The organism is Exiguobacterium sp. S22-S28 (assembly GCF_043359615.1).
Classification (GTDB): domain Bacteria; phylum Bacillota; class Bacilli; order Exiguobacteriales; family Exiguobacteriaceae; genus Exiguobacterium_A.
Genome location: NZ_JBHFFC010000014.1, coordinates 86,899 through 110,367, shown reverse-complemented (window position 1 = coordinate 110,367; position 23,469 = coordinate 86,899). Strand labels below are relative to the sequence as shown.

Sequence of the window (23,469 nt, the reverse complement as noted above, 5' to 3'; positions counted from 1 at the left end):
CATTATGTGCATTTTCACATTGTTTATTCGTTGACATTCTGAACTAATCGGCGTAATTTAGTTTATGTAGATAATCGTTCGATATGGAACGATTCGAAATGGAACATGGAGGTGGAAGGATGGAAACGGAACAACGTGAGCCGGTGCGCTCGACAGCCATGATGCAATCCTTTTGGAATGTCCAGCGGCATCTTGTCCGGGCAGCCCATCAGACGGCACAGGAAAATGGACTGAGCTTACCACAATTCCATAGCCTGATGACGATGGCGCCAAGGAACCCGATCACCCAAAAGGAGCTTGCCGCACATACGCATCTCCCGAAAAGCACGCTCAGTCAGTCGATTGAAGGACTCGTCCAATCAGGCTGGGTCATTCGGGAAACAAATCCGGATAACCGGCGGGAAGTCGTCCTGACGCTTAGTAAACAGGGAGAAACATTCATCACGGACATCAAACAGCAGGAAGCGGGCATGCAACAGCAGCTCGAACAAGTCCTTGATCAAATTGATCCGACTGTCTTTGAACAGATGTTAGAGACACATGCGCAGATTGCAGACGGATTAAAAAACATCTTGTCACCAGGAAACGGAGGCTGTGCAGATGATTAAGTTACTCAAAAATTTGACGACCTATAAATGGGCCGTCTTCGCCGTTTTGATTCTCGTCTTCGCCCAATCGATGTCCGATTTGTATTTACCGACCTTGATGGCGGACATCATCGATAAAGGGGTTGTGACGGGCGATACGGCGTACATTTGGAAAATCGGTGCGGTCATGCTCGGGATTACCGGACTCGGTGCACTCGCCGCGATTGCCGCCAGCTACTATTCCTCAAAAGCCGCGATGGGGCTTGGACGCGACATCCGCCGAAAAGTCTTTAACCACGTCGAACGCTTTACGCTACAAGAGTTTGATCAAGTCGGAACGGCGTCCTTGATTACGCGGACGACGAACGATATCACGCAAGTCCAGCAAGTCGTCATCATGATGTTGCGGATGGTCGTCAGCGCGCCGATCATGTTTGTCGGGGGATTAATCATGGCCGTCTCGAAAGACGCCAAACTGTCACTCGTCATCGTCGCCGCGATGCCGGTTTTGGTCGTGTCGATTCTGTTGATCCTCTGGAAAGGGGTTCCGCTGTTTGGACAAGTCCAAAAACGGCTCGACCGCTTGAATCTCGTCTTACGGGAAAATCTGACCGGGATTCGTGTCATCCGGGCCTTTAACCGGGAATCGGAAGAAAAGGTCCGTCTGACAAAAGCAAATGCCGATTTGACGGACGTCTCGATCAAAGTCAATAAAATCATGGCCTTTTTGATGCCGGTCATGATGCTCGTCATGAACTTAACCGTCGTCGGTGTGATTTGGTTCGGTGGCATCCGGATCAACAACGGCGGGATGCAGATTGGAGATTTGATGGCCTTTATTCAATACGTCATGCAAATCATGTTTGCCCTCGTCATGGCATCGGTTATGTTCGTCATGATTCCCCGGGCGGCCGTCTCGGCGAAACGGATTAATGAAGTCCTCGAGATGGAGCCGACGATGGTCGACGCCGGAACAGCTTCCGCCGACCGCGAACGCGGCACACTGGTCTTTGACCGGGTGACGTTCAGTTATCCGGGAGCCGAATCTCCGGTCTTATCGGACATCAGCTTTACAGCGCGTCCAGGTGAAATCACGGCTGTGATTGGCGGAACCGGCTCCGGAAAATCAACGCTGGTCAATTTGATTCCCCGGTTTTATGACGTGACGGACGGCAGTATTCAAGTCAACGGCGTCGACAGTCAAGCTGTCTCGCAAGAGGAATTACGTTCGAAAATCGGTTTTGTGCCGCAAAAAGCGTTATTGTTCACGGGAACGATTGCGGACAACATCCGCTTCGGGAAAGAGGACGCGACGGACGAAGAAATCAAACATGCGGCGCGTGTCGCCCAAGCGACGGATTTCATTGAACGGATGCCGAGTCAGTATGACTCGATCATCGAACAAGGCGGATCGAACGTCTCCGGTGGTCAAAAACAACGCTTGTCGATTGCCCGGGCGCTTGTCCGCAAACCCGACATCTATGTCTTTGATGACAGTTTCTCGGCGCTTGATTTTAAAACCGATGCAACTTTACGCAAAGCCTTGAAGCAGGAAACGGAGGACGCAACCGTCTTGATCGTTGCCCAGCGTGTCAGCACAGTCATGGATGCCGATCAGATCATCGTTCTCGAAGAAGGTAAAATTGCCGGAATCGGAACGCATGACGAACTGTATGAAACAAACGACGTCTATCAAGAAATCGTCAAATCCCAACTGTCAGAGGAGGAGATCGCATGAGTGCAAGTACAACAAAACGTCCTGCCGGTGGTCCTCCAGGTGGACCGGGTGGTGGTCCCGGCGGCGGGAACATGATGATGATGGGCGAAAAACCAAAAAACTTCAAAGCGACGTTCCGTCGGTTGCTCGGCTATCTGAAACCCCGCCGGACGGCACTGATTGCCGTCTTCATCGCTGCGATTCTCAGTACGGTCTTCATGATTGCCGGACCGAAAATCATGGGAACGGCGATCACGGAACTGTTTGAAGGGGCTTATGCCAAGTTCCAAGGAGTACCCGGTGCTGAAATCGACTTTACGAAAATCGGACAGATTCTGTTATTACTCGCCGGACTGTATGTCATCAGCAGTCTGTTCAGTTACATCCAGCAATACATCATGTCGAGTGTCGCCCAAAAGACGGTCTATGATTTGCGCGAAGACGTCAATCAGAAACTCGAGCGGTTACCGCTCAAGTATTATGACGGTCGTCCGAACGGAGAGACGCTCAGTCGGGTCACGAATGACATCGATACGATCGGCAGTACGTTGCAGCAAAGTGTGACGTCGTTCATCACGTCGATCGTGACGATTGTCGGGATTTTGATCATGATGCTGACGATCAGTCCGCTCTTGACGTTAATCTCGCTCGTCTCATTGCCCATCTCGATTTTTGCGATTCGTCCAATCTTGAAACGGTCACAAAAATACTTTGCCGATCAACAACGGACCCTCGGACAATTAAACGGGCACGTCGAAGAGATGTATACCGGTCATCCCGTCGTCAAGGCGTTTGGACATGAACGGAAAGCCGTTGAACAGTTTGATGCCGTCAACGACGAGTTGTATGAGGCGGGCCGAAAAGCCCAGTTCATCTCCGGGATCATCATGCCGATGATGATGTTCATCGGCAATATCAGTTACGTCTTGATCAGTGTCGTCGGGGGGATTCTCGTCACTCAGCGCAGTATCTCGATCGGGGACATTCAAGCGTTCATCACCTATACTCGCCAGTTCACACAACCGATCACTCAGACGGCGAACATCGCGAACATCGTCCAGTCGACGGTCGCCGCTGCCGAACGGGTCTTTGAACTGTTAGATGAAGAAGAGGAAGTCAAAGAAGTAACGACGCATCAGTTGGTAAAAGCTGACGGAGCAGTTGCGTTTGAACACGTCGACTTCGGTTACGGCGAGCAACTGTTGATCGAAGACATGAACATTGACGTTAAACCGGGTCAAACGGTTGCGATTGTTGGTCCGACCGGTGCCGGGAAAACGACATTGATCAACTTGTTGATGCGGTTTTATGAACTCAACCGCGGTGTCATCCGCATCGACGGCATCGATACGCGGAAAATGTCACGGGAGGATTTACGGACGACATTCGGGATGGTGTTGCAAGATACATGGCTCTTTAACGGGACGATTCGTGACAATCTCGCTTACGGGAAAATCGGCGCGACGGAAGAGGAAATCGTCGAAGCAGCGAAAACGGCTCACGCCGATCACTTTATTCGGACGTTACCGGACGGCTACGATACGGTCTTAAATGAAGAAGCGTCGAACATCTCGCAAGGGCAAAAACAGTTGTTGACGATTGCCCGTGCAGTCCTTGCCGATCCGCCCATCATGATTCTCGATGAAGCGACGTCAAGTGTCGATACACGGACGGAAATCTTCATTCAAAAAGCGATGAAACGATTAATGGAAGGACGGACGAGCTTTGTCATTGCCCACCGTCTCTCGACGATCAAAGATGCCGATTTGATTTTAGTGATGGATCAGGGACGTGTCATCGAGCAGGGAACACACGAAGAATTGCTCGAAGCGAACGGCTTTTATGCTGATCTTTACAACAGTCAGTTCTCGGAAAAAGAAGTGGTCTAAAGTAAGCCCAAACTTCTGAATCATCACGAAATCATGACGGTAAAATACTAAAAATGAATAGTTTGTTGTAAATGGATGGTTCTAACTAGAATCATCCATTTTTTTTAATACTATTCACAAACTCCCACATTCAGGTTAAATGTGGTTTAGTAATTTCTTTAGCGGGGGAAATTAAAGAAGTGTCGGAGATATATTAATTTATTTAGAGATGAAGGAGCGTGGCAGGATGAACAACTTTTGGAACACGACGTCATTTGACGTCAACGGGATCCTTGGGACTCTCGGTAACATTTTAGGAGCACTTATCGTATTCCTGATCGGATGGCTGATTGCGAAGCTGATCGCAAACGGCATTCAAAAGGCATTAGAAAAATCGGGTGTCGTCAACAAGTTGTCACCGCAAAAAGAAGGTACGCCACCACAAAAGAAAAAGTGGACGCCTGAAAAAATTATCGGAACTGTCGTTTTCTGGGTCTTGATGGTATTTGTCTTAATCTTAGTCTTTAACATCTTGAACCTGAATATCATCGCAGGACCACTCGCGGATACGATGAGCACATTGCTCGCAGCAATCCCGAACATCTTGAAAGCAGCATTGATTCTACTTCTTGCATATGTCATCGCAGTTGTTCTCCGTATGGTCATTGTCAAAGGTGGAACGAAGTTGATGTCGAATGAAAAAATTCGTTCGAACAAAATGCTTCAAGGTCAAACGGATCTGTCAAACTATCCGAAGATTGCAGGCGAAATCGTCTTCTATCTTGTCTTGTTACTGTTCTTACCAGGTGTACTCGGTGCGCTTAACATTGAAAGTGTTTCGGAACCGTTCAGTCAATTGTTGTCATCGTTCCTTGGGTTCATCCCACGTCTGATCGCTGCAGCAGCCATCTTCTTCGTCGGATTCCTCGTGGCGAAAATCGTTCGCGATATCGTGACGAACTTCCTGCATGCTGTCGGGACAGACAAATTTGCTTCACGCTTCAATATTGGTACAAACGAACAAAAAGATACAAAATCACTTTCTTCCATCCTTGGTACAGTCGTCTTCATCCTGATCTTAATTCCGATCACGATTTCGGCACTGGATCAACTCAACATTAAAGGAATCACAGGACCAGCCATCAACATGCTCAACGATGTTCTCGGTATGATTCCAAACATCATCATCGGCGTCGTCTTGATCCTTGTTGGTCTTTACGTTGGTCGTTTCGTCAAGAAATTCGTTGCGGACCTCTTGTCACGCCTCGGATTCAACAACTTAACACGTCACTTGAAAATCGGTAGCTGGGATGCGAACAATGCTTCGACATCACCGTCATCGATCGTTGGATCACTTGTTGAAATCGTCATCGTCGTCTTGTTCGTCGTTGAAGCATTCAACTTGATTGGTCTTGACTTCATGGTTGACCTGGGTCGCGCAGTCCTTGCTTTCCTTCCAAGTGTCTTGACGGCAATCGTCATCTTGGCAATCGGTATCATCATCAGCAACTTGGTGAAACGTACAATGGACAGCCTGTTCGCGAACTCAGACTTAAAAGTTCTTTCAAGCGTCGCGAAATATGCCATCCTTGCTCTTGCTGTCTTCATGGCACTTGATCAGCTTGGTGTAGCAGCGACAATCGTTAACTCAGCGTTCATCTTGATCCTCGGTGCTGTTGCACTTGCTTTCGGACTGGCGTTTGGTTTAGGTGGTCGTGATAACGCATCACGTTACCTCGATCGTCTCCAGAAAAAAGCAGAAAATGCAGACATCGACACATCGAACCTGCCATCAAACAACACGTCATCTGCTTCAACAAAGCCGAGCTTAAAAGAAGCAGCAAAAGGTGCAGCGTCAAAAGCAGCGGATGACGTCACACCAGATCAAGCACCAAAAGCTTCTAAACCATCATCTTCTACGAACGTGAACCCGACACATGGTACACCAAAGGGTGCACTTCCTGAAAATGATTTAGCACAACAAGACGATTACCCGATCGATCCGGACGCCAATCGTGGTCCGAATTTAGATCATCCAAATGATCGTCCGTAATCCAAACAAAACTCCTTCACCCACCGGTGGAGGAGTTTTTTTAGTGCGTTAATGCATAGCTACATACTTGTATTGTAGTAAAATAACAAAACTGGTTTGACCATTTTGTGAAAAAAAACAGAAACTAGTGCTTATAAAAGCTGACATCGTTTGTTATGATGAAAAGGTCAATTAATAAAATGATTTGAATATTCAGAAAAAAGAGAAAGTTCGGAGGGTGTTTTATGAGTTTGCTTCGTAAGAAAGACGTCAGTGTCATGATGGATCAAAAAAGTCATTCCAAACTGGCACGGCATTTATCAGGTTTTGATCTTGTCTTACTCGGGATTGGTGCCATTATCGGGACAGGAATCTTTGTCCTAACAGGAACAGGAGCGCTGTATGCAGGACCAGCTTTACCGGTTGCCTTTATTATTTCTGCTATTGTCTGTGCATTAGCTGCTCTCTGTTATGCGGAATTTTCATCGATGATTCCTGTGTCGGGTAGTGTCTACACGTACACGTATGCCACGATCGGTGAACTGGTTGCCTGGATCATCGGTTGGTGTCTCATCTTGGAATATGGTTTAGCATCGAGCGCCGTGGCAACAGGCTGGTCCGGTTATTTCCAGTCGTTATTATCCGGATTCGGTGTCAATCTTCCGACAGCGTTAACAGCAGCACCTGGTGCTGTACCAGGAAGTGAAACGTTCTTCAACTTACCGGCATTCTTGATCTTAATGGTCATCACGCTGTTACTCTCAATGGGAATTAAAGAAACAAAACGCGTCAACAATATCATGGTTCTTGTCAAAGTAGCGGTCGTCATCTTGTTCATCGTCGTCGGAATCTGGTACGTTGAGCCAGGAAACTACACACCGTTCGCACCGTTCGGTATCAGTGGTGTGTTACAAGCTTCCGCCATTGCCTTCTTTGCTTACCTGGGTTTTGATGCCGTCACATCGGCAGCAGAAGAGGTAAAAGATCCAGGCCGTAACTTGCCGATCGGAATCTTAGGATCACTTGCAATCGTCACCGTATTATACGTCGTCGTATCTGCCATCATGGTCGGAATCGTTCCGTTCAAACAATTTGAAGGTGTCGACAGTCCGGTTTCCTTGGCGTTAAAATTTGCCGGTCAAGACTGGGTCGCAGGATTCGTTGATTTAGGTGCCATCGTTGGTATGACGACAGTTATCCTTGTCATGACATTTGGTCTTGTTCGTCTCTTGTTCGCGATGAGCCGTGACGGATTATTGCCGAAAATTTTCTCAGACGTTAATGAAAAATCGCATACGCCTGTTAAAGCAACATGGATTTTAGGAACAGCAGCTGGATTGATTGCCGGATTCGTTCCGCTCGGTACGCTCGCGGAATTGATCAATATCGGGACTCTTGCTGCCTTCTCATTAATCTCAATCGCCGTCATCATCCTTCGGAAAACACGTCCGGATTTGAAACGAGCGTTCAAAGTTCCATTGGTTCCATTCTTACCGATTCTTTCGGTCTTCGCATGTATCATGTTAATGTTGAACCTTCAGACATTCACATGGATTGCTTTCTTCATCTGGACCGGAATTGGACTTGCGGTTTACTTCCTTTACGGAAGAACACGTTCAAAACTACATCAATAAGACGCAGCCATTCAGAAGCTTTTCTGAATGGCTTTTTTTGGGGTATCGGCAGGAATGGCGGGATAAAAAAGCGAACGATTGTAGAGAAAGGGGCGATCCGAAATGATTCATATTAAACGGGCACCTGATACAGAAACCGCATTTTTAGTGATGCAAGAGGGATTCAGCGATTACATGATTCCATTAGGTCTTTCACGTGAGGTATTTCAAGAACGAATCCTGGAACGCGACTGGAATCAACTCGAGCATTCATTCATCGCGTACCACGGCGAACGACCGGTCGCGATTTGGTTGAACGGCCTGAAGACGATCAAGAAAAAGGCTGTCATGCGCTGCGGTGGACTGGCGGTCGACCCCCAGTACCGGCGACTTGGGATTGCAAAAGCTCTCTATGATGCACAACTAAGTTATGCTAAATCGTTAAAGGTCGATTGTCTGATGCTCGAAGTCATTCAAGGAAATGAGCCGGCCATTTCGCTCTACCAGAAATTCGGTTACCGCACAGTCGACGAACTCGGCTATTTTCTTCGGGAAGAAGCCGACCAGACGGAGCCGCTTATCGAGATTGATGCGGTTGCATTTGAGCGACGCTACATACAGCAAGGGGAATACATCTGGCAACAAGACCAGACGGTAATGAAGCGGGCGCAAGCGCAGTATTATGAACTTGACGGTGCGTTCATTGCGACCGCCCATGAGTCGATTTTTGCGATTGTAACGGAAGAGAAAGACGTAGCGCGGATCGCGACAGAAGCGACACGCCGTTTGACGGGAACCCGTTATCAGTTGCAGTCGACCAATCAACAAGTGTGGGAAGACTTACGGCAAGCCGGCTGGAAGCAGCGGGAATTGAAGCAATTCGTCATGAGTCAAACCATCTGATACAAAAAAAGCCATGATGTGTGGAAGTCCCACGGAGGGAACGCCACACATCACGGCTTTTTGTCAGGTCCATAAACTGATCATGACAAGAATGGCAAAAATCACAAACAGGATTCCGGTGCCACCAAGCATGATCAGCATGATTTTGTTCATCATGGAACAACCTCAAATCTGTAGAAAACTACGATTTATTTTACGAAGTAATTTAAGCTTGCACTATATTTCTCCCATTCGTCCAGTCCTTTGTCATATGTTTTACTGTTAAAACTACGCGAAAGGTAACTGTGGGATTCCTTTTCGACTAATTTATTTTTTACCAAAGAAAAATCGTGGAAAATAAAGCCGACTTTTTCGCCACCGTTCACATAGATCGGTGTCTGGATCAGGTTTTTATTCATTTTAGGGCGCATACCGTAAGAAACAATCGAACCAGGATGACGCACTAATTTTTTATCTACAATCGAATACGTTTTTAAACTAATCAGGGATGAAGTTTCTCGAGTTGATAAGGAAAACACGTTGGGTGATCCTGTCGTATTCTTTAATTGTGCACTCGTTCTGAAATCATGTGCCGCTCTGACATACGGATTATCTTTTGTATAGTTGTAGGAATAGTTGGTTGCTTTGCCGTTGAGATATAACGTGAACTTTCCGGTACAAAGTTCATCTTTTCCTTTTAACCAGAAGGAATCATTTGATGTAGCCTTATGACAAGATGCCTTTGTAGAGCGGACAGAAACGGTGTACTTTTTATTTTTAGTGTCTACGATTGTATAAGCTTGATCGATTTTCTTTGAGGTGGTAGCCGCTTCTGTAGAAAGTGGTAAGAAATTAATTAACGTTACGGCACAGGTGGTAATAAGTAGTTTTTTCAAAGTATAGTCTCCTTTTCATAATATGTCATCCTTCCATTTTATAACATTTAAAGGGCGATCAGTTAAAAAATAAAACCAAAAACGCCTTTCTTTCGTTTACTGAAGAAGGCGTATGGTCATTCACTTTATAGCGACGCAGGTCAACTTTGATTTAGATAGTCTTCAATCATCACACGATGCGATCCGACGATGTTGTCCGGTAATTCCGTTAGTGGGAAATAGGTCAACGCAAAACTTTCCTCGCTGATCCGTAACGTACCGGACGTTTCCGTTGTCACGTAAGCGAGGGTCACGCTTTGAAAGACATCACCATTCGCAAGCGTCGTGACGTAATTTTTTCCGGAATAGACACCAAGCAATGTCAGCTGTTCCGCGACGAGACCTGTTTCTTCGAACAGCTCACGACGGGCCGTTTCGTCCGTTGACTCGGCCCATTCCATTAATCCGCCGGGCAGTCCGAACCGCGCCTGCGATTCGTTCCGCTGTTCGAGCAGGATGTGTCCGTCGGTGATGACAAGTACGACAGCACCGACTAAGATCAACGGGGTTTGTCCGACTTGATCCCGGAGCGTCTTGACGTAATTCATCGGGAGACCTCCTGATGGAATGGACAACCGGTTGGAACGCTTGGTTCTTCCACCAGAGTACTACCGGGAAAAAAGTTAGGCCGTTTAATTGTCGGATCAAAGTCTTTATGGAACAGGTGCGTCGCGGCACCGCTCATCGGCGGTACAAGCCAGGACCAGTCACCGGTGACGTCCCGTTCACACGCGGCTTCATTTTTTTCGAATCGGGCAAACTGTTTGGCAGCCGTATGGTGATCAACAATTGTTACTCCCGCCCGCTCAAACGAATCGAGAACGGCCAGATTCAATTCGACGAGGGCACGATCTTTCCATAAGGAACGTTCCCGTGATGTATTGAGCCCGAGTTGTCTGGCAACAAGCGGCAAGAGGTCATAACGATCGGTATCCGCTAAATTACGGGCGCCGATTTCCGTTCCCATGTACCAGCCGTTAAACGGCGCACACGGATAGGAGATGCCGCCGAGTTCGAGCCGCATATCGGAGATCATCGGCACGGCGTACCATTTGATGGTCTGGTCGCCGAATAAGTCGTAGTCGGGATGGGTGATCGTTACTTCGAGGACCAGGTCGTCCGGCAGCGGATGCAGGCTGACGTGCCCGTCGAGTTCAATCAACAACGGCAAGACATCAAAGGCGGTTCCCTGACCGGACCAACCGAGTGACTGGCACTGTTTGGTAAAGGCAACGGAGTTCGGGTCCCCGATGATGCCCTCCGGTGTCTCATATCCGGCATAACGAATCAACTGATGATTCAAGACGCGGACGCGGTCCGGGTGAAAAATTGTAATCGTCGAACGGACACGACCATCATTCGTCGCATACTTGATGTGCTCAAACAAAGCATCGCGAATCGTCTCGATGGTTAAAGCATCCCGTGCGTCGATGACGTGGAGCTGATCCCAAAAGAGGCGGCCGATACAGCGGTTGCTGTTGCGCCAGGCGAGCTTTGCCCCGTACGCTACCTCTTGGGACGTTTGTTCATATGTTCCAGTCCGTAAAATTTCATTCCGGACTTCATGCAGGCGATTACTGTCCTGCGGGTATTGTTCTATATAGTCAGTTAAGAAGCGTTCGGCTTCGGCAAGTAAAGTAGGCACGGCGTAGAATCCTTTCTTTTATCCAACACAATAATGTTCTTGTTTCAGTGTACCGCCTGCTTCAGCTTTCTGCCAATCGATAATCGTTAAACGCTTACTTATGAGTTCAAAAGACTACAAAAGTTTAAAAGTAGCACCGAAAGGGGGATAGAGAAAGGAATCATTCGAAAGTGAGGAAATAGTTATGTCATTATTAAAACCTGTATTTGCCCGTTTTTTCGGCGAAGCCTTCTTTGATAAGTCGGCGCAACTCGCCTATTATCTGATGTTGTCCTTATTCCCGTTTTTATTATTTGTTGTGGGACTGGTGTCCTTTTTACCGTTTACGTCAGGGGACGTGCTCGATTTGATCCGTCCGTTTGCACCGGCAGAGACGTATGAGTTGATCCGGAGAAATGTCGTCGGAATTTTTGATGACGGTGGGTTAAAACTCGCCTCGATCAGTTTCCTGGCCGCCTTTTGGCTTGCTTCGATGTCGGTCCAGTCACTGGTCCGTTCGTTAAATGATGCGCTCGAAGTGACACGAAAAGTACCGTTTTGGAGAGGGTTGTTGCAGGACTTTGGTTTTACGATCGGAATGATGGTCATCTTACCGATGTCACTTCTCGTTCCGGTGGCGGAAAAGCTGACGCGCCGCTTCATCACGCATTTTGCCCTCGTCAATGACTTTGTCACCAACTATTCGTGGGTCTGGTTTCTGTTCCGCTGGGGACTCGGTTCGTTGTTCCTGTTGATGTTCTTCATCTTGCTCTACCGCGTGCTGCCGAGTGTCCGGCTGACGGTACGTCAAGTGTTACCGGGTGCCGTTTTTGCAACGATTGCCTGGCAGGCGGTATCGGAATTCTTCTCCTACTATGCAGAATTCGGCAGTTATGATCGTCTGTACGGACAACTCGCCGGGATCATCGTCTTGATGACATGGTTTTATCTTTCGTCGGTCGTCTTGATGCTCGGCGGGTTGATGAATGCTGAACGGATGCGTCAAAAGAAGGAAGACAAAGTTTTAAAACCTGAAAAAATCAAACAAGAGACTGTCCGTTAAGGGCAGTCTTTTATTTGACGTTGAAATGTTTTTTGATAGAAAAACAGACCAATCAATCCGGTCGTAAACAAAGCGAGCAGGAGTAACGAAAGTTGTTCATGGTGTGTCGTTTTCAAGAAAACACTCGTGGCGATGGCTGCATAAAAACTCCCCAAACTCTTTTTGACAAAGTGTGTACTGAAGAGGTTGAGAAAGGAAGCGCCGAGCGGTGAGCCGATCAGTGCGCCGATAATCAAAACAACTCCTAAACCGAGCGGAGCCTGCGTCCCCGAGATGAAGTAACTCGTGATCCCACCGAGGACAATTAACGTAGCCGCCGCGATACTGGTTCCGATGGCTTGTTTGAGCGGGAAACGAACCCATCCCATCAGCAGCGGAGTGAGTAAAAAGCCACCGCTGACGCCCATCAAGGACGATAGAATTCCGGCGGCTCCGCCGATTGCGACCAATTTATAAAACGAAGCGTGCACAACAGGCGTCTCGCGGATGATTTTTTTTGCCGGTTTTAAAAATTGAATCGCAAACAGAAGCAACAGGACGATGTATAGCGTGGAAATGACGATATCTGCTCCGCTGTGTTGTTCCATCCAAAAAACGACAGGCGTAACGGCAGCGGACCCGATGATCCCTGCCAGCCCAATCGTACCCGCATCCCGAAGATGAAAGTTGTTCTGGCGGAGGTGGGCAAAGGTGCCGGTCACCGTCGAACCAAGCGTTAACAGTAAACTTAAGACGATCGCTGTGCTGGGGGCGTACCCTAAGATCAATAAAAGAGGGGTCAGAATGATGCCTCCACCGATTCCGAAAAAGCCGGAAAGAATGCCGATCGCGGCGCCGAGTAAAAGAAAAAGTAATAGTTCCAAGAGGTGTTCCTTCTTTCTGTGAAGTGATACAGATGACTCTACGGGGAAAGTCTTAATCAGGAAAATGAATTATACTAATACTAAAGATCAGAAAAATAAATGAGGTGAAGAAATGAATTTTAATGAACTGAAGACATTTGTTACATTGGTCGAAACAAAACACTTTACGAAAACAGCTGAACGGCTGTATATTTCACAGCCGACGGTCAGTCTTCATTTAAAGCATCTCGAAGAACATTTCGGGCAAAGTTTGATTCATCGGCATACCTTTAATAAGACGATTGAAATCTCAGAAGCCGGACAGATTGTGTATCGCCATGCCAAAGAAATTCTGCACCAGACGGTACGCTTGGAACAAGAAATGGATGAATTAGAAGGGATTACCCGAGGGACGTTAAGAATCGCCGCGACGCATACCATCTATGAAGCAATGTTAGAACAAATGATCCACGACTTTCTTGTCGCTTATCCGGACGTGTCAGTGGATGCCAGGGTGATGAACCAAGAACAAGTCGAGCAGGCATTACTTCATCACGAAATCGATTTAGGGATGGTGGAAGGACCACATCATTCCCATCAAATCGAGGCGATTCCTTTTGCGACCGACCGATTACGGATCATCGGTCACGAAAGCCTTGTTTTGGAGCAGGCGACGTGGATCTACCGGGAAGAAGGGTCAGCCGCCCGGTTCGCACTGGAAACATGGTTAGTTACGCAAGCGATTGTTCCAAGACGGATCATTACCGTGTATTCCAATCGGCTGATTAAACAATTGATCACGAACGGGACAGGAATTTCGATTCTCTCGGAACGTTTGGCGGGTACTTTACTCGATTCGGAAAGATTTAAGACACATGATGATTCCCGAATCGACCAACGCGTTTTTCAATTTATTACGTTAAAAGGGGAGACGACCCGTCTGTCTCACAAGTGGATGAATGAACACTCCGGAGCAGATTAAAAACTTTTTCGTTGACTTATACCCCTATAGGTATTATTGTATGGAATGTAGCCAATGAATATGACGCAGGTCACACGAAAAAGGGAGCGTGTTCTTCACATGGAAAAAACATACGAAAATAAAATCATTCACCGGATGAACCGGATTGAAGGGCAACTGCACGCCATCACCCGGATGATGAGAGAAGAAGCATCCTGCAAAGAGGTTGTCACTCAACTGAGTGCGACACGCAGTGCGATTGATCGTGTCATTGGGCTGGTCGTGAGTGAAAATCTCATCGACTGTGTGACGAACGATGAAACGGCAGACAATCATGAACAGGCCGTAGCAGAAGCCGTTCAACTGTTATTGAAAAGCAGATAAAAAATTTTTAAAATAAAATATACCCCTTAGGGTAAAATAAGCGGAGGAATTATTCAGATGTCAGAGATAAAAAAAACAACGATTGTATTGTTCAGTGGAGATTACGATAAAGTCATGGCAGCATATATCATTGCCAACGGTGCAGCGGCTTACGACCATGAAGTGACGATTTTTCATACGTTCTGGGGATTAAACGCGATGCGCAAGGACGAACCGATTCAGCCCGATAAAACGTTGCTTGAAAAAATGTTCGGGAAATTCATGCCGCGCGGTGCCGACAAGATGCCGCTCTCGAAAATGAACTTTGGCGGTGCCGGTCAGAAGATGATCAAAAACGTCATGAAAAAACACAATGCGATGCCGCTTCCTGATTTAATTGAACTGGCAAAAGAACAAGACGTAAAACTGGTCGCGTGTACGATGACGATGGATTTGCTCGGATTAAAACAAGAAGAATTGCATGACGGAATCGAATATGCCGGCGTCGCTGCATATCTTGCCGATGCCGAAGACGGAAACGTCAACCTGTTCATCTAATCTCGAGGAGGTATGATACAAATGGATATCTTGACCATCGTATTTCTAATCATCGTTGCGTTTCTAGCTTATCGGATGTTTGCCCCAACAAAAGGTGTCAACAAATGGTCGACGTCGGACTTAAAACAGAAGTTAGGCGACCGTAACCGATTTTATTTGGACGTCCGGACACCGGGTGAATTCAAAGGCAATCACATTAAAGGCTTTAAAAACATTCCGCTTCAAGTATTGCCGACACAACTCGACAAAATTTCGAAAGACAAAGAAGTCATCGTAATCTGTCAGAGCGGCATGCGCAGTAAACAGGCGGTCAAACAATTAAAAAAGGCGGGTTATGCCCAGGTTACAGAAGTGTCGGGCGGAATGAACGCTTGGCGTTAACACTAGGAGGAGGAATCACAGATGAAACGATTCACAGCAAAAGAAGTACAGGAAAAGCTTGAAAACGGGGAACAACTCAACATCATTGATGTCCGCGAAGTGGATGAAGTCAAAGAAGGCAAGATCCCGGAAGCGATTCATATTCCACTTGGTCTCGTCGAGTTTAAAATGAACGAACTCGATAAGAAAAAACAATACGTCATGGTCTGCCGTTCTGGTGCAAGAAGTGGTCGTGCCACAACGTATCTCGAAGGACAAGGATTTGATGTCATCAACATGGATGGCGGCATGATGGCGTACGAAGGTAAAACCAACTAAAAAATTTAATATTAAATATACCCCTATAGGTAAAAAGGAGCGAATACTTTTGCAGACAATTAAAACAGATATCGTACTCGACGCACGTGGCTTAGCTTGCCCGATGCCGATCGTCCGGACAAAAAAGACAATGAAGACGCTGGAACCGGGTCAAGTCGTGGAAGTTCAGGCCACTGACAAAGGATCAACAGCCGATCTCCGGGCCTGGGCAAACAGTACCGGGAATCAATATCTTGGAACAATCGAAGAAGGAGACGTCTTGCGGCATTACGTCCGCAAATCTGCCGGTGACGAGCAAGAAGCACCGGCATTTAAATCAGTTGTTACGAACGAGACCGTTGAAACGGTTCGCAACAATCCGGATACGCTCATCTTGGACGTCCGGGAAACGGCTGAATATGCGTTCTCCCATATCCCGAATGCCGTCAGTATTCCGCTCGGAGAACTGGAGACGCGAATCGGAGAACTCGACACATCGAAAACGATTTATGTCGTCTGTCGGACAGGCAGTCGGAGTGATTTAGCCTGCCAACAGCTTGATGCAAAAGGGTTCAACGTTCAAAACGTGATCCCCGGCATGAGTGACTGGAAGTATGACACGAATCAAACCGTTTAATCCGTAAATTATGAGTAGGAGGAATCAATCAGATGGCACACGCAATGACAACAAAAGAAGTCACGCAAAAAATCATTCACCGTGAAAAAATGTTTATCTTGGATGTCCGAAATGAAGAGGCGTTTCAAGACTGGAAAATTGAAGGCGAACAGTTTTCATATCTCAATGTTCCGTACTTCGATTTACTCGACGGTGTCGAAGAAATTTTAGGTCAACTGCCGGCGGACCAACCTGTTCTCGTCGTCTGTGCAAAAGAAGGGTCGTCGATTTTTGTAGCGGATTTATTGGAAGAAGCAGGACGGACTGTCTCGTATCTTTCGGGAGGCATGAAAGCCTGGAGCGAACACTTGGAGCCGATTTCACTCGGATCATTAAATGAAACTGGAGCCGATCAAGGGGAAGTCGTTCAATTCGTCCGGATTGGGAAAGGCTGTTTATCATACATGATCATCTCAGAAGGCGAAGCCGTCCTCGTGGATGCCGCGCGGATGACAGATGTTTATCTCGATTATGCCAACGAGCGTCAACTGACCATCACGCATGTCTTTGATACACACCTTCATGCCGATCACATTTCCGGCGGACGTGAGATTGCTGAAAAAACAGGAGCGACTTACTGGTTGCCACCAAAAGACGCGACAGACGTCACGTTTGATTATGCAGCACTCGAAGACGGAAGCCGTGTTCAAGTAGGCGATACAAAAATCGATGTCCGGGCACTGTATTCCCCGGGACATACAATCGGTTCGACGTCGTTTATTGTCGACAATCGATATCTCTTAACGGGTGATATCTTATTCATCGATTCGATTGGTCGTCCGGATTTAGCCGGTCTGGCAGAAGACTGGGTCGGCGACCTGCGGGAGTCGCTTTACAAAACGTACCGCGAACTCGCAAAAGATCTGATTGTCTTACCGGCCCATTTCATGCTGATTGAAGAGTTAAATGAAGACGGCAGTGTCGCAGAAAAACTCGACATTTTACTCGCAAACAATCACGGATTGAACATCGAAGATGAAGAAACATTCCGGAAGATGGTGACCGAAAATCTTCCGCCGCAACCAAATGCCTATCAGGAAATTCGCGAAACCAACATGGGGAAACAGACGCCTGATCTCGAAGCACAACGCGAGATGGAAGTCGGACCCAACCGTTGCGCCGTTCGTTAAATAAAAAACAACTTACTTCAGGAGGAAACACAATCATGAAATCAGAACTCGTACTCGACGCAAAAGGGCTTGCCTGCCCAATGCCGATCGTCAAAACAAAAAAAGCCATTTCCGGACTCGAATCCGGTCAAATCCTTGAAGTCCATGCAACGGACAAAGGGGCAAAAAAAGATTTACAAGCGTGGGCAAAATCAGGTGGTCACGAACTTGTGAAGCATGAGGAAGAGGCAAGCGTCTTAAAATTCTGGATCCAAAAAGGGTAATTCAAGTTGAAGGAGGGCTGGCGACAGTCCTCTTTTTTTAAAGGAGTGAATCAAATGGAACTCGGTTTTATCATTACGATTTTTTTAATTGGGTTTGTTGGATCATACATCTCGGGCATGGTCGGAATTGGCGGCTCGATCATCAAATATCCAATGCTACTCTACATTCCACCACTGCTCGGATTTGCTGCTTTTTCTGCGCATGAAGTCGCCGGAATCAGCGCGATTCAAGTCTTTTTCGCGACGATTGGTGGCGTTTGGGCCTATCGAAAAGGCGGTTTCTTAAACAAATCGCTGATTCTGTATATGGGCGGAGCGATTCTGATTGGGAGTTTCATCGGTGCTTATGGCTCAAACGTCCTCGCGGAAGACACAATCAATCTTGTCTACGGCGTGTTGGCACTGACTGCAGCCGTGATGATGTTCATTCCGCGAAAAGGCATCGATGATATCCCGCTTGATCAAGTTCGTTTCAATAAAGGGATTGCGGCAAGTGCTGCGTTTATCGTCGGAGTGGGGGCAGGAATCGTCGGTGCGGCCGGAGCTTTTTTACTCGTTCCAATCATGCTCGTCATTCTAAAGATCCCGACCCGAATGACGATTGCTTCGTCTCTTGCCATTACCTTTATCTCATCGATTGGTGCAACGGTCGGGAAGATTACGACAGGACAAGTCGATTGGGGTCCTGCTGCCATCATGGTCGTCGCCAGTTTGATTGCGGCACCGCTCGGCGCGTTTGCCGGAAAAAAGATGAACACGAAGATTTTACAAATCATTTTGGCGGTCCTGATTTTAGCGACAGCGATCAAAATCTGGATTGATATTTTGTAAAAGAACAAAACAAAAACGATGCTTTGCTTGTACGTCAGCAGAGCATCGTTTTTTCTGATGAAGTTACAATCGACTTTTTTCGATGACGTCAACAAGTTGTCGTTCGACATCGAGTGCGACTTGCTTCAGTTCGTCGTCTTCGACCAAACCGATCAGTGAGGTCGGGCGCGGCATTCCGATTTTCGTTTGTCCATCTTCCGTATAAACAGCGAGCTTACACGGTAAAAAGTAGCCGGCCCGCCGTTGAGTCGATAAGACACGATGGGCTTCTTTCGGGTTACAAACTTCAAGGATATGATACTGGTCGTCAAACGGTAACTCTTTTTCGGCGAATTTCTTCGCTAAATCAAACTCCCACAAGACCCCGAACGAAATCTCGGCAAGGTCTGTCTTCAAACGTTCGATCGTTTCCTCTGTTGAATGATTGGAGTTGACTGTATAGTCAAACATAAATACCCCTCCCGGTTTTTTAGGTTCTCTCATCTTATTCCCTGTCTGAATAAGATGAATCGTTTTTGAATGTGCCAAATGGAGGCGGACCGGGCGACAAACTGTGGGAAATCAAGGTACATTAGAAAAAAGACATCTGCCCGCGGGTGAACGACGTAAGCTTAAAAAAGGAGGCGGAGGGAGATGAAGAAACGGATGTTGACGATTCTTTCGGTCGTGGCATTGATTGCGATCATGATTGGCGGCTACTTTGTTTTCCAACAACAACAGGCAAAATCGAGCGGAAGCAAAGAGTTGTCGTATACAAAAGAAGAAACGGCGATTCTCGCCGGAGGATGTTTCTGGTGTATGGAACCGCCGTTTGAAGAGTTAAAAGGCGTGAAATCAGTCATTTCCGGCTATACCGGTGGAGATGTTGAAAATCCGACGTATAACCAAGTATCGGCGGAGACGACCGGTCATCGGGAAGCGGTTCTGATCACGTTTGATCCATCGGTCATCTCGTACAAACAACTTCTGGATGTTTACTGGCGTCAAGTGGATCCCACTGATCCGAACGGTCAGTTTGTCGATCAGGGGGAATCGTATACGACGGCAATCTTCTATACGAACGCAGAGCAAAAGCAGATTGCGGAACAATCGAAGAAAGATTTGGCTGCCAGCGGCATCTTTGATAAAAAAATCGTCACGCCGTTGATTGAAGCCGGTCCGTTTTATGAGGCGGAAGACTACCATCAAGATTATTACTTGAAAAGTGAAAAGAAATATAAATTCTACCGCGCTGCGTCCGGGCGTGATGACTTCATTAACCAATACTGGAGTGATCAACCAAAACTTGATTTACCGAAATATACGAAGTTAACTGACGAACAGATCAAAGCGAAGTTGACGGATATTCAATATAAAGTTACACAGGAAGACGGGACAGAACCGGCTTTTGATAATCCGTACCATGATTTGAAAGCGGACGGGATTTACGTCGATTTGATTTCCGGTGAACCGTTATTTTCTTCCAATGATAAATACGATTCGAAAACCGGATGGCCGAGTTTTATTCGACCGTTGGAAAAAGGAAATATCATTGAAAAAAGTGACTTTGCTTTAGGAATGAAGCGGATGGAAGTCAGAAGTCGGCACGGGAATGCCCATCTCGGTCATGTTTTTAATGACGGACCTGAACCGACAGGCTTACGGTACTGTATGAACTCAGCCGCATTACGTTTTGTTCCGAAAGCCGATCTTGAAAAAGAAGGATACGGACAATACGTCTCTGAATTCAAATGAAAGGTACTTTTCACTTTCGTGGAAGGTACCTTTTCTTTCGAAAATGTAAGGTACTCTTTCTGAAAATAACTATCCATTTTATCCAAAAATTGTTTATACTATAAACAATGTAAGATTACATCTTGAGGAGGAACATCGTGAAAAAACTAACGATTTGGCTGATGCTGAGCTGTTTGATTCTGACACTCGGAATCGGACCATCCGCTGTGAAAACAGCAGCAGCAAGTGCATTGTCAGAAGCCGTATTATTAAAGGCAGGACAAGAAACCGTACTCGAAACAGGAACGGAAGAAACGAATACATATTGGTATAAGGTCGATCATCAAGCCGGGATCGAAAAAACAGCGACACATTTTGAATTATCGATCGACACGGATCAGCCGATTGAAGTAACAGCTTATCCAAGTCAAGAGATGGCTTCAAAAGATGAGACGTTTGACCGTTACCGCGGATCTGTAGAACCGAATGCAAAAGACGTGACGAAGATTGCTGTTCCCTATGCATGGGACGGACCGTACTACGTCAAAGTCGATTATTATCCAAGCATTGAAGAAGGCAAAGCAACCAAAGCAGCCCGCGTCAATTTGACTTACAATAATGTCAAATTAGCCGTTGAATACGAGCCGATCAGTGATATGAGTTGTATGGCGGAAGAAGCACTCAAACAAACAGCGGACGAGAAACCCTTACTTGCGTTGATGCACGCCATTCAAAAACAAGTATTGAGCCAGTCGGAAGAAGGACGGAGCTTGACGTCGTTGTACTATAAAGCGTCACCATACGTCGTCAAAACACTTTTATTCAATAAAGATAAGCGCACACAAACATATGAAGACTTAAAAACGTTGAAACCAGCCATGGCGGCTCTCGTCAACGGAACGAAGTATACGTTAACAAAAGAGGATGAAGCGGCGGTCAATCGGTTACATGCCTTGACACGTGACGCTTCTCCAGAAGTCATCGCAACCGAAATCAATCAAGTCGCAAAAAAAGCCAGTATCGAAACGATTGGTGGTTCAGACTTGAGTAAAGCCTTTAAGCCGTTTGGCATTCAAGTCAAATCTGAAGCAAAAACACGATTTATCGTCAAACTGAAGCCAGGTCACACAGAGCGGACAATGAGAATTGCCGGTACAGAAGCACCGGACGTCGAGAAATTGTCGCTTGGCAAAACAGGTGAGTTTGTTATCGTCACGGAAGATCCGACAGCCAAGAACCAGTCGGCAGCAGTCCTTAAACAATCATTAAAGACATCACGTGCGGTTGAGTATGTCGAAGAAGTTCAGACATACCGTGCGACAGGTGATATCAACTACGATTATCAATGGTCACTCAATCAGAAATCGAACGTTGAACCGTTTCCGAATGCAGGAATTGGTTTTGAACAATTTCAAAAGAACCAAGCCGGGAAAAAACTAAACCCGGTCACGATTGCAGTCATTGACTCAGGTGTGGATTATCGCCTCAAGGATTTACAAGGGAAAGTCGATATTGCCCAGGAAAAGAACTTTGTTGATGTAAATGGAAAGGGAGATGCACTCGACGATAACGGTCACGGTACACACGTGTCAGGCGTCATCGCGGCAGCCCTTGAAAACAGCTACGGTATTCGCGGTATTCATCAGTCGGCGAAGATTCTTCCGATTAAAGTATTGAATGCGAATGGAGAGGGCGAGACGGATTCAATCGCACTCGGAATCAAATACGCGGTCGACCACGGAGCAAAAGTCATCAATATGAGCCTTGGCGGCGGCGAAAGCCGGACAATGGCCTACATGATGAAATATGCAGCTGATCGTGGTGTAACAGTTGTTGCCGCTTCCGGAAATGAATACGATTCAACAGTCGGTTTCCCGGCTAGTTCTGAATACGCCATTTCTGTCGGGGCAACAAATCCGCTCGGTATGGTTGCCGACTACTCAAACTATGGCATCGGACTCGATGTTGTAGCGCCAGGGTCGAAAATTGCAAGTCTCGTTCCGGACGGCAATACGGTCTATATGGACGGAACAAGTATGGCAGCACCTCACGTTGCAGCTGTTGCAGGGATTTTAGCATCAATGGACTCGAAATTGACACCTAAACAAATCGAAGCAATTTTACAAACGAGCGCGGAGCCGCTTGCTTTTGAAAATCCGAATGATTGGTACGATGAAGAAGCTGACATGGAAGGCGAGTATCCGCCCGGCTATGAATCCGATAAAAAGCCGGCCTTTAAAGCATTCGTCAGCCCGGTATCCGGATATGGAAAAGTTAACGTTGCACGTGCTGTTTCCCAGCTGCATTTAAAAGGACAAGTCAATCCGGTCTATGACAACCAACTTGTTGTCAGCGGACAAGTGAAGACCGGCACGAAAGTTGAAGTATGGTCAACGAAAAAATTGACTGATACAAAAGATACTTCAAAAATGTTAGGAAAAACAACGGCAAAAGCCGGTAAATACAGTGTGACGATTCCACGCCAGGAAAAAGAATCGGTGTTGACGATTCGTTATACGAACGGCGTTGATGTAACATCAGAACGGACAGAAGTGTTAGCAGGAAAAGCACCGGCAGCACCGAAGGTCAACCGTGTACTTGCGGGCGCAACGCAAGTGACGGGAACGGCAATCGCCAATGGTAAGATCACGATTAAAGATGCAAAAAATAAAGTGGTCGGAACAGCGTCTGTTGACAGTAAAGGGAAATTTACCGTCAAAGTCACCAAACAGGCACCGAAAGCCCGTCTCTCTGTTTCAGTGAAAGACATTGCCAACCGTTCAAGTAAAGCGACGGTTGTCACGGTTCTCGCTCCACCAGCTGCACCAAAAGTTAAACCGGTGACAGCCGGTCAAACGAAAATCACCGGGACAGGTGAGAAAAAAGCGCGTGTGTATGTCCAAAATGCTAAGAAAAAAGTAATCGGTAAAGGAACGGTCACTTCAAAAGGCACGTTCACAGTTAAGATTGCCAAACAAAAAGCAGGAGCAAAGCTCTCTGTCTATGTCGAAAACAGCCTTAAACAAAAAAGTAAGAGTGCTGTGGTCACCGTCAAAAAAGCTAAAAAATAAGTCTTCAGACAAGCCTTTTTCGGGTAAAACGGAAAAGGCTTGTTTTTTATTTTTAAAGTATT

General features: G+C 46.7%; 23 protein-coding genes. 18 read left to right on the top strand and 5 right to left on the bottom strand.

Features of this window, described 5'->3' with window-relative positions; translation table 11 throughout:
- Nucleotides 1-119 precede the first annotated feature (119 nt).
- The 6 genes from ACHA8N_RS03805 to ACHA8N_RS03780 all read left to right on the top strand — a co-directional run bounded on the left by ACHA8N_RS03805 (nt 120) and on the right by ACHA8N_RS03780 (nt 8,720).
- On the top strand, nt 120-608 hold the full coding sequence (locus ACHA8N_RS03805) for a MarR family winged helix-turn-helix transcriptional regulator (protein WP_393964772.1): 489 nt from the start codon (nt 120-122) through the stop codon (nt 606-608).
- Nucleotides 601-2,325, top strand: a complete 1,725-nt coding sequence (locus ACHA8N_RS03800; RefSeq protein ID WP_393964771.1) for an ABC transporter ATP-binding protein — start codon at nt 601-603, stop codon at nt 2,323-2,325. The genes ACHA8N_RS03805 and ACHA8N_RS03800 overlap by 8 nt, the downstream gene beginning before the upstream one ends.
- Nucleotides 2,322-4,193: an ABC transporter ATP-binding protein gene (locus ACHA8N_RS03795; protein ID WP_393964770.1), complete on the top strand. Its 1,872-nt coding sequence runs from the start codon at nt 2,322-2,324 to the stop codon at nt 4,191-4,193. The genes ACHA8N_RS03800 and ACHA8N_RS03795 overlap by 4 nt, the downstream gene beginning before the upstream one ends.
- A gap of 226 nt (nt 4,194-4,419) precedes the next feature.
- Complete coding sequence (locus ACHA8N_RS03790) at nt 4,420-6,225, top strand: mechanosensitive ion channel (RefSeq protein WP_147511675.1); 1,806 nt, start codon at nt 4,420-4,422, stop codon at nt 6,223-6,225.
- A gap of 224 nt (nt 6,226-6,449) precedes the next feature.
- Nucleotides 6,450-7,838 (top strand): branched-chain amino acid transporter BcaP, encoded by a 1,389-nt coding sequence (gene bcaP / locus ACHA8N_RS03785; protein WP_393964769.1) that lies wholly within the window; start codon nt 6,450-6,452, stop codon nt 7,836-7,838.
- Nucleotides 7,839-7,940: 102 nt separating this feature from the next.
- Nucleotides 7,941-8,720 carry a GNAT family N-acetyltransferase gene (locus ACHA8N_RS03780; protein WP_393964768.1) on the top strand — a complete coding sequence of 260 codons (780 nt, stop codon included), beginning with the start codon at nt 7,941-7,943 and terminating at the stop codon, nt 8,718-8,720.
- A 188-nt stretch (nt 8,721-8,908) separates the two neighbouring features.
- On the opposite strand, the gene ACHA8N_RS03775 is transcribed toward ACHA8N_RS03780, so the two are convergent.
- From ACHA8N_RS03775 to ACHA8N_RS03765, 3 genes are all read right to left on the bottom strand, one after another.
- Nucleotides 8,909-9,595 (bottom strand): hypothetical protein, encoded by a 687-nt coding sequence (locus ACHA8N_RS03775; protein ID WP_147511678.1) that lies wholly within the window; start codon nt 9,593-9,595, stop codon nt 8,909-8,911.
- A 140-nt stretch (nt 9,596-9,735) separates the two neighbouring features.
- Nucleotides 9,736-10,182 (bottom strand): NUDIX hydrolase, encoded by a 447-nt coding sequence (locus ACHA8N_RS03770; protein WP_393964767.1) that lies wholly within the window; start codon nt 10,180-10,182, stop codon nt 9,736-9,738.
- Nucleotides 10,179-11,279: a nitric oxide synthase oxygenase gene (locus ACHA8N_RS03765; protein ID WP_393964766.1), complete on the bottom strand. Its 1,101-nt coding sequence runs from the start codon at nt 11,277-11,279 to the stop codon at nt 10,179-10,181. Before ACHA8N_RS03765 ends, ACHA8N_RS03770 begins: the two co-directional genes overlap by 4 nt.
- A 184-nt stretch (nt 11,280-11,463) precedes the next feature.
- Between ACHA8N_RS03765 and ACHA8N_RS03760 the strand changes: the two genes are divergently transcribed.
- Nucleotides 11,464-12,321 (top strand): YihY/virulence factor BrkB family protein, encoded by an 858-nt coding sequence (locus ACHA8N_RS03760; protein ID WP_147511681.1) that lies wholly within the window; start codon nt 11,464-11,466, stop codon nt 12,319-12,321.
- Here ACHA8N_RS03760 and ACHA8N_RS03755 read toward each other — a convergent pair.
- Nucleotides 12,318-13,184 carry a sulfite exporter TauE/SafE family protein gene (locus ACHA8N_RS03755; protein ID WP_393964765.1) on the bottom strand — a complete coding sequence of 289 codons (867 nt, stop codon included), beginning with the start codon at nt 13,182-13,184 and terminating at the stop codon, nt 12,318-12,320. The genes ACHA8N_RS03760 and ACHA8N_RS03755 overlap by 4 nt on opposite strands.
- Before the next feature lie 112 nt (nt 13,185-13,296).
- On the opposite strand from ACHA8N_RS03755, the gene ACHA8N_RS03750 reads away from it, so the two are divergent.
- The 9 genes from ACHA8N_RS03750 (at nt 13,297) to ACHA8N_RS03710 (ending at nt 18,623) form a co-directional block, all read left to right on the top strand.
- On the top strand, nt 13,297-14,145 hold the full coding sequence (locus tag ACHA8N_RS03750; protein WP_393964764.1) for a LysR family transcriptional regulator: 849 nt from the start codon (nt 13,297-13,299) through the stop codon (nt 14,143-14,145).
- A 99-nt stretch (nt 14,146-14,244) separates the two neighbouring features.
- The gene (locus ACHA8N_RS03745) at nt 14,245-14,508 is read left to right on the top strand and encodes a metal-sensitive transcriptional regulator (RefSeq protein ID WP_393964763.1); all 264 of its coding nucleotides are present in this window, start codon (nt 14,245-14,247) and stop codon (nt 14,506-14,508) included.
- A 57-nt stretch (nt 14,509-14,565) separates the two neighbouring features.
- Nucleotides 14,566-15,045 carry a DsrE/DsrF/DrsH-like family protein gene (locus tag ACHA8N_RS03740; protein ID WP_014969361.1) on the top strand — a complete coding sequence of 160 codons (480 nt, stop codon included), beginning with the start codon at nt 14,566-14,568 and terminating at the stop codon, nt 15,043-15,045.
- Nucleotides 15,046-15,066: 21 nt separating this feature from the next.
- Nucleotides 15,067-15,426, top strand: a complete 360-nt coding sequence (locus ACHA8N_RS03735) for a rhodanese-like domain-containing protein (RefSeq protein ID WP_393964762.1) — start codon at nt 15,067-15,069, stop codon at nt 15,424-15,426.
- 21 nt (nt 15,427-15,447) lie between these two features.
- Nucleotides 15,448-15,744, top strand: coding sequence for a rhodanese-like domain-containing protein (locus ACHA8N_RS03730; RefSeq protein ID WP_393964761.1), 297 nt, complete (start codon nt 15,448-15,450; stop codon nt 15,742-15,744).
- A 49-nt stretch (nt 15,745-15,793) separates the two neighbouring features.
- Nucleotides 15,794-16,360 carry a sulfurtransferase TusA family protein gene (locus tag ACHA8N_RS03725; RefSeq protein ID WP_393964760.1) on the top strand — a complete coding sequence of 189 codons (567 nt, stop codon included), beginning with the start codon at nt 15,794-15,796 and terminating at the stop codon, nt 16,358-16,360.
- A 32-nt stretch (nt 16,361-16,392) separates the two neighbouring features.
- Nucleotides 16,393-17,529: an MBL fold metallo-hydrolase gene (locus tag ACHA8N_RS03720; protein ID WP_393964759.1), complete on the top strand. Its 1,137-nt coding sequence runs from the start codon at nt 16,393-16,395 to the stop codon at nt 17,527-17,529.
- A 35-nt stretch (nt 17,530-17,564) separates the two neighbouring features.
- Nucleotides 17,565-17,792, top strand: coding sequence for a sulfurtransferase TusA family protein (locus ACHA8N_RS03715; protein WP_393964758.1), 228 nt, complete (start codon nt 17,565-17,567; stop codon nt 17,790-17,792).
- A gap of 54 nt (nt 17,793-17,846) precedes the next feature.
- Nucleotides 17,847-18,623 (top strand): sulfite exporter TauE/SafE family protein, encoded by a 777-nt coding sequence (locus tag ACHA8N_RS03710; RefSeq protein ID WP_393964757.1) that lies wholly within the window; start codon nt 17,847-17,849, stop codon nt 18,621-18,623.
- A gap of 63 nt (nt 18,624-18,686) precedes the next feature.
- On the opposite strand, the gene ACHA8N_RS03705 is transcribed toward ACHA8N_RS03710, so the two are convergent.
- Nucleotides 18,687-19,073: a DUF302 domain-containing protein gene (locus tag ACHA8N_RS03705; RefSeq protein ID WP_393964756.1), complete on the bottom strand. Its 387-nt coding sequence runs from the start codon at nt 19,071-19,073 to the stop codon at nt 18,687-18,689.
- 183 nt (nt 19,074-19,256) lie between these two features.
- Here ACHA8N_RS03705 and msrB point away from each other — a divergent pair, with 183 nt between their 5' ends.
- On the top strand, nt 19,257-20,357 hold the full coding sequence (msrB, locus tag ACHA8N_RS03700) for a peptide-methionine (R)-S-oxide reductase MsrB (RefSeq protein ID WP_393964755.1): 1,101 nt from the start codon (nt 19,257-19,259) through the stop codon (nt 20,355-20,357).
- 137 nt (nt 20,358-20,494) lie between these two features.
- Entirely contained in the window at nt 20,495-23,407 is a 2,913-nt protein-coding gene (locus ACHA8N_RS03695) for a S8 family peptidase (RefSeq protein ID WP_393964754.1), read from the top strand.
- The last annotated feature ends 62 nt before the right edge of the window (nt 23,408-23,469 follow it).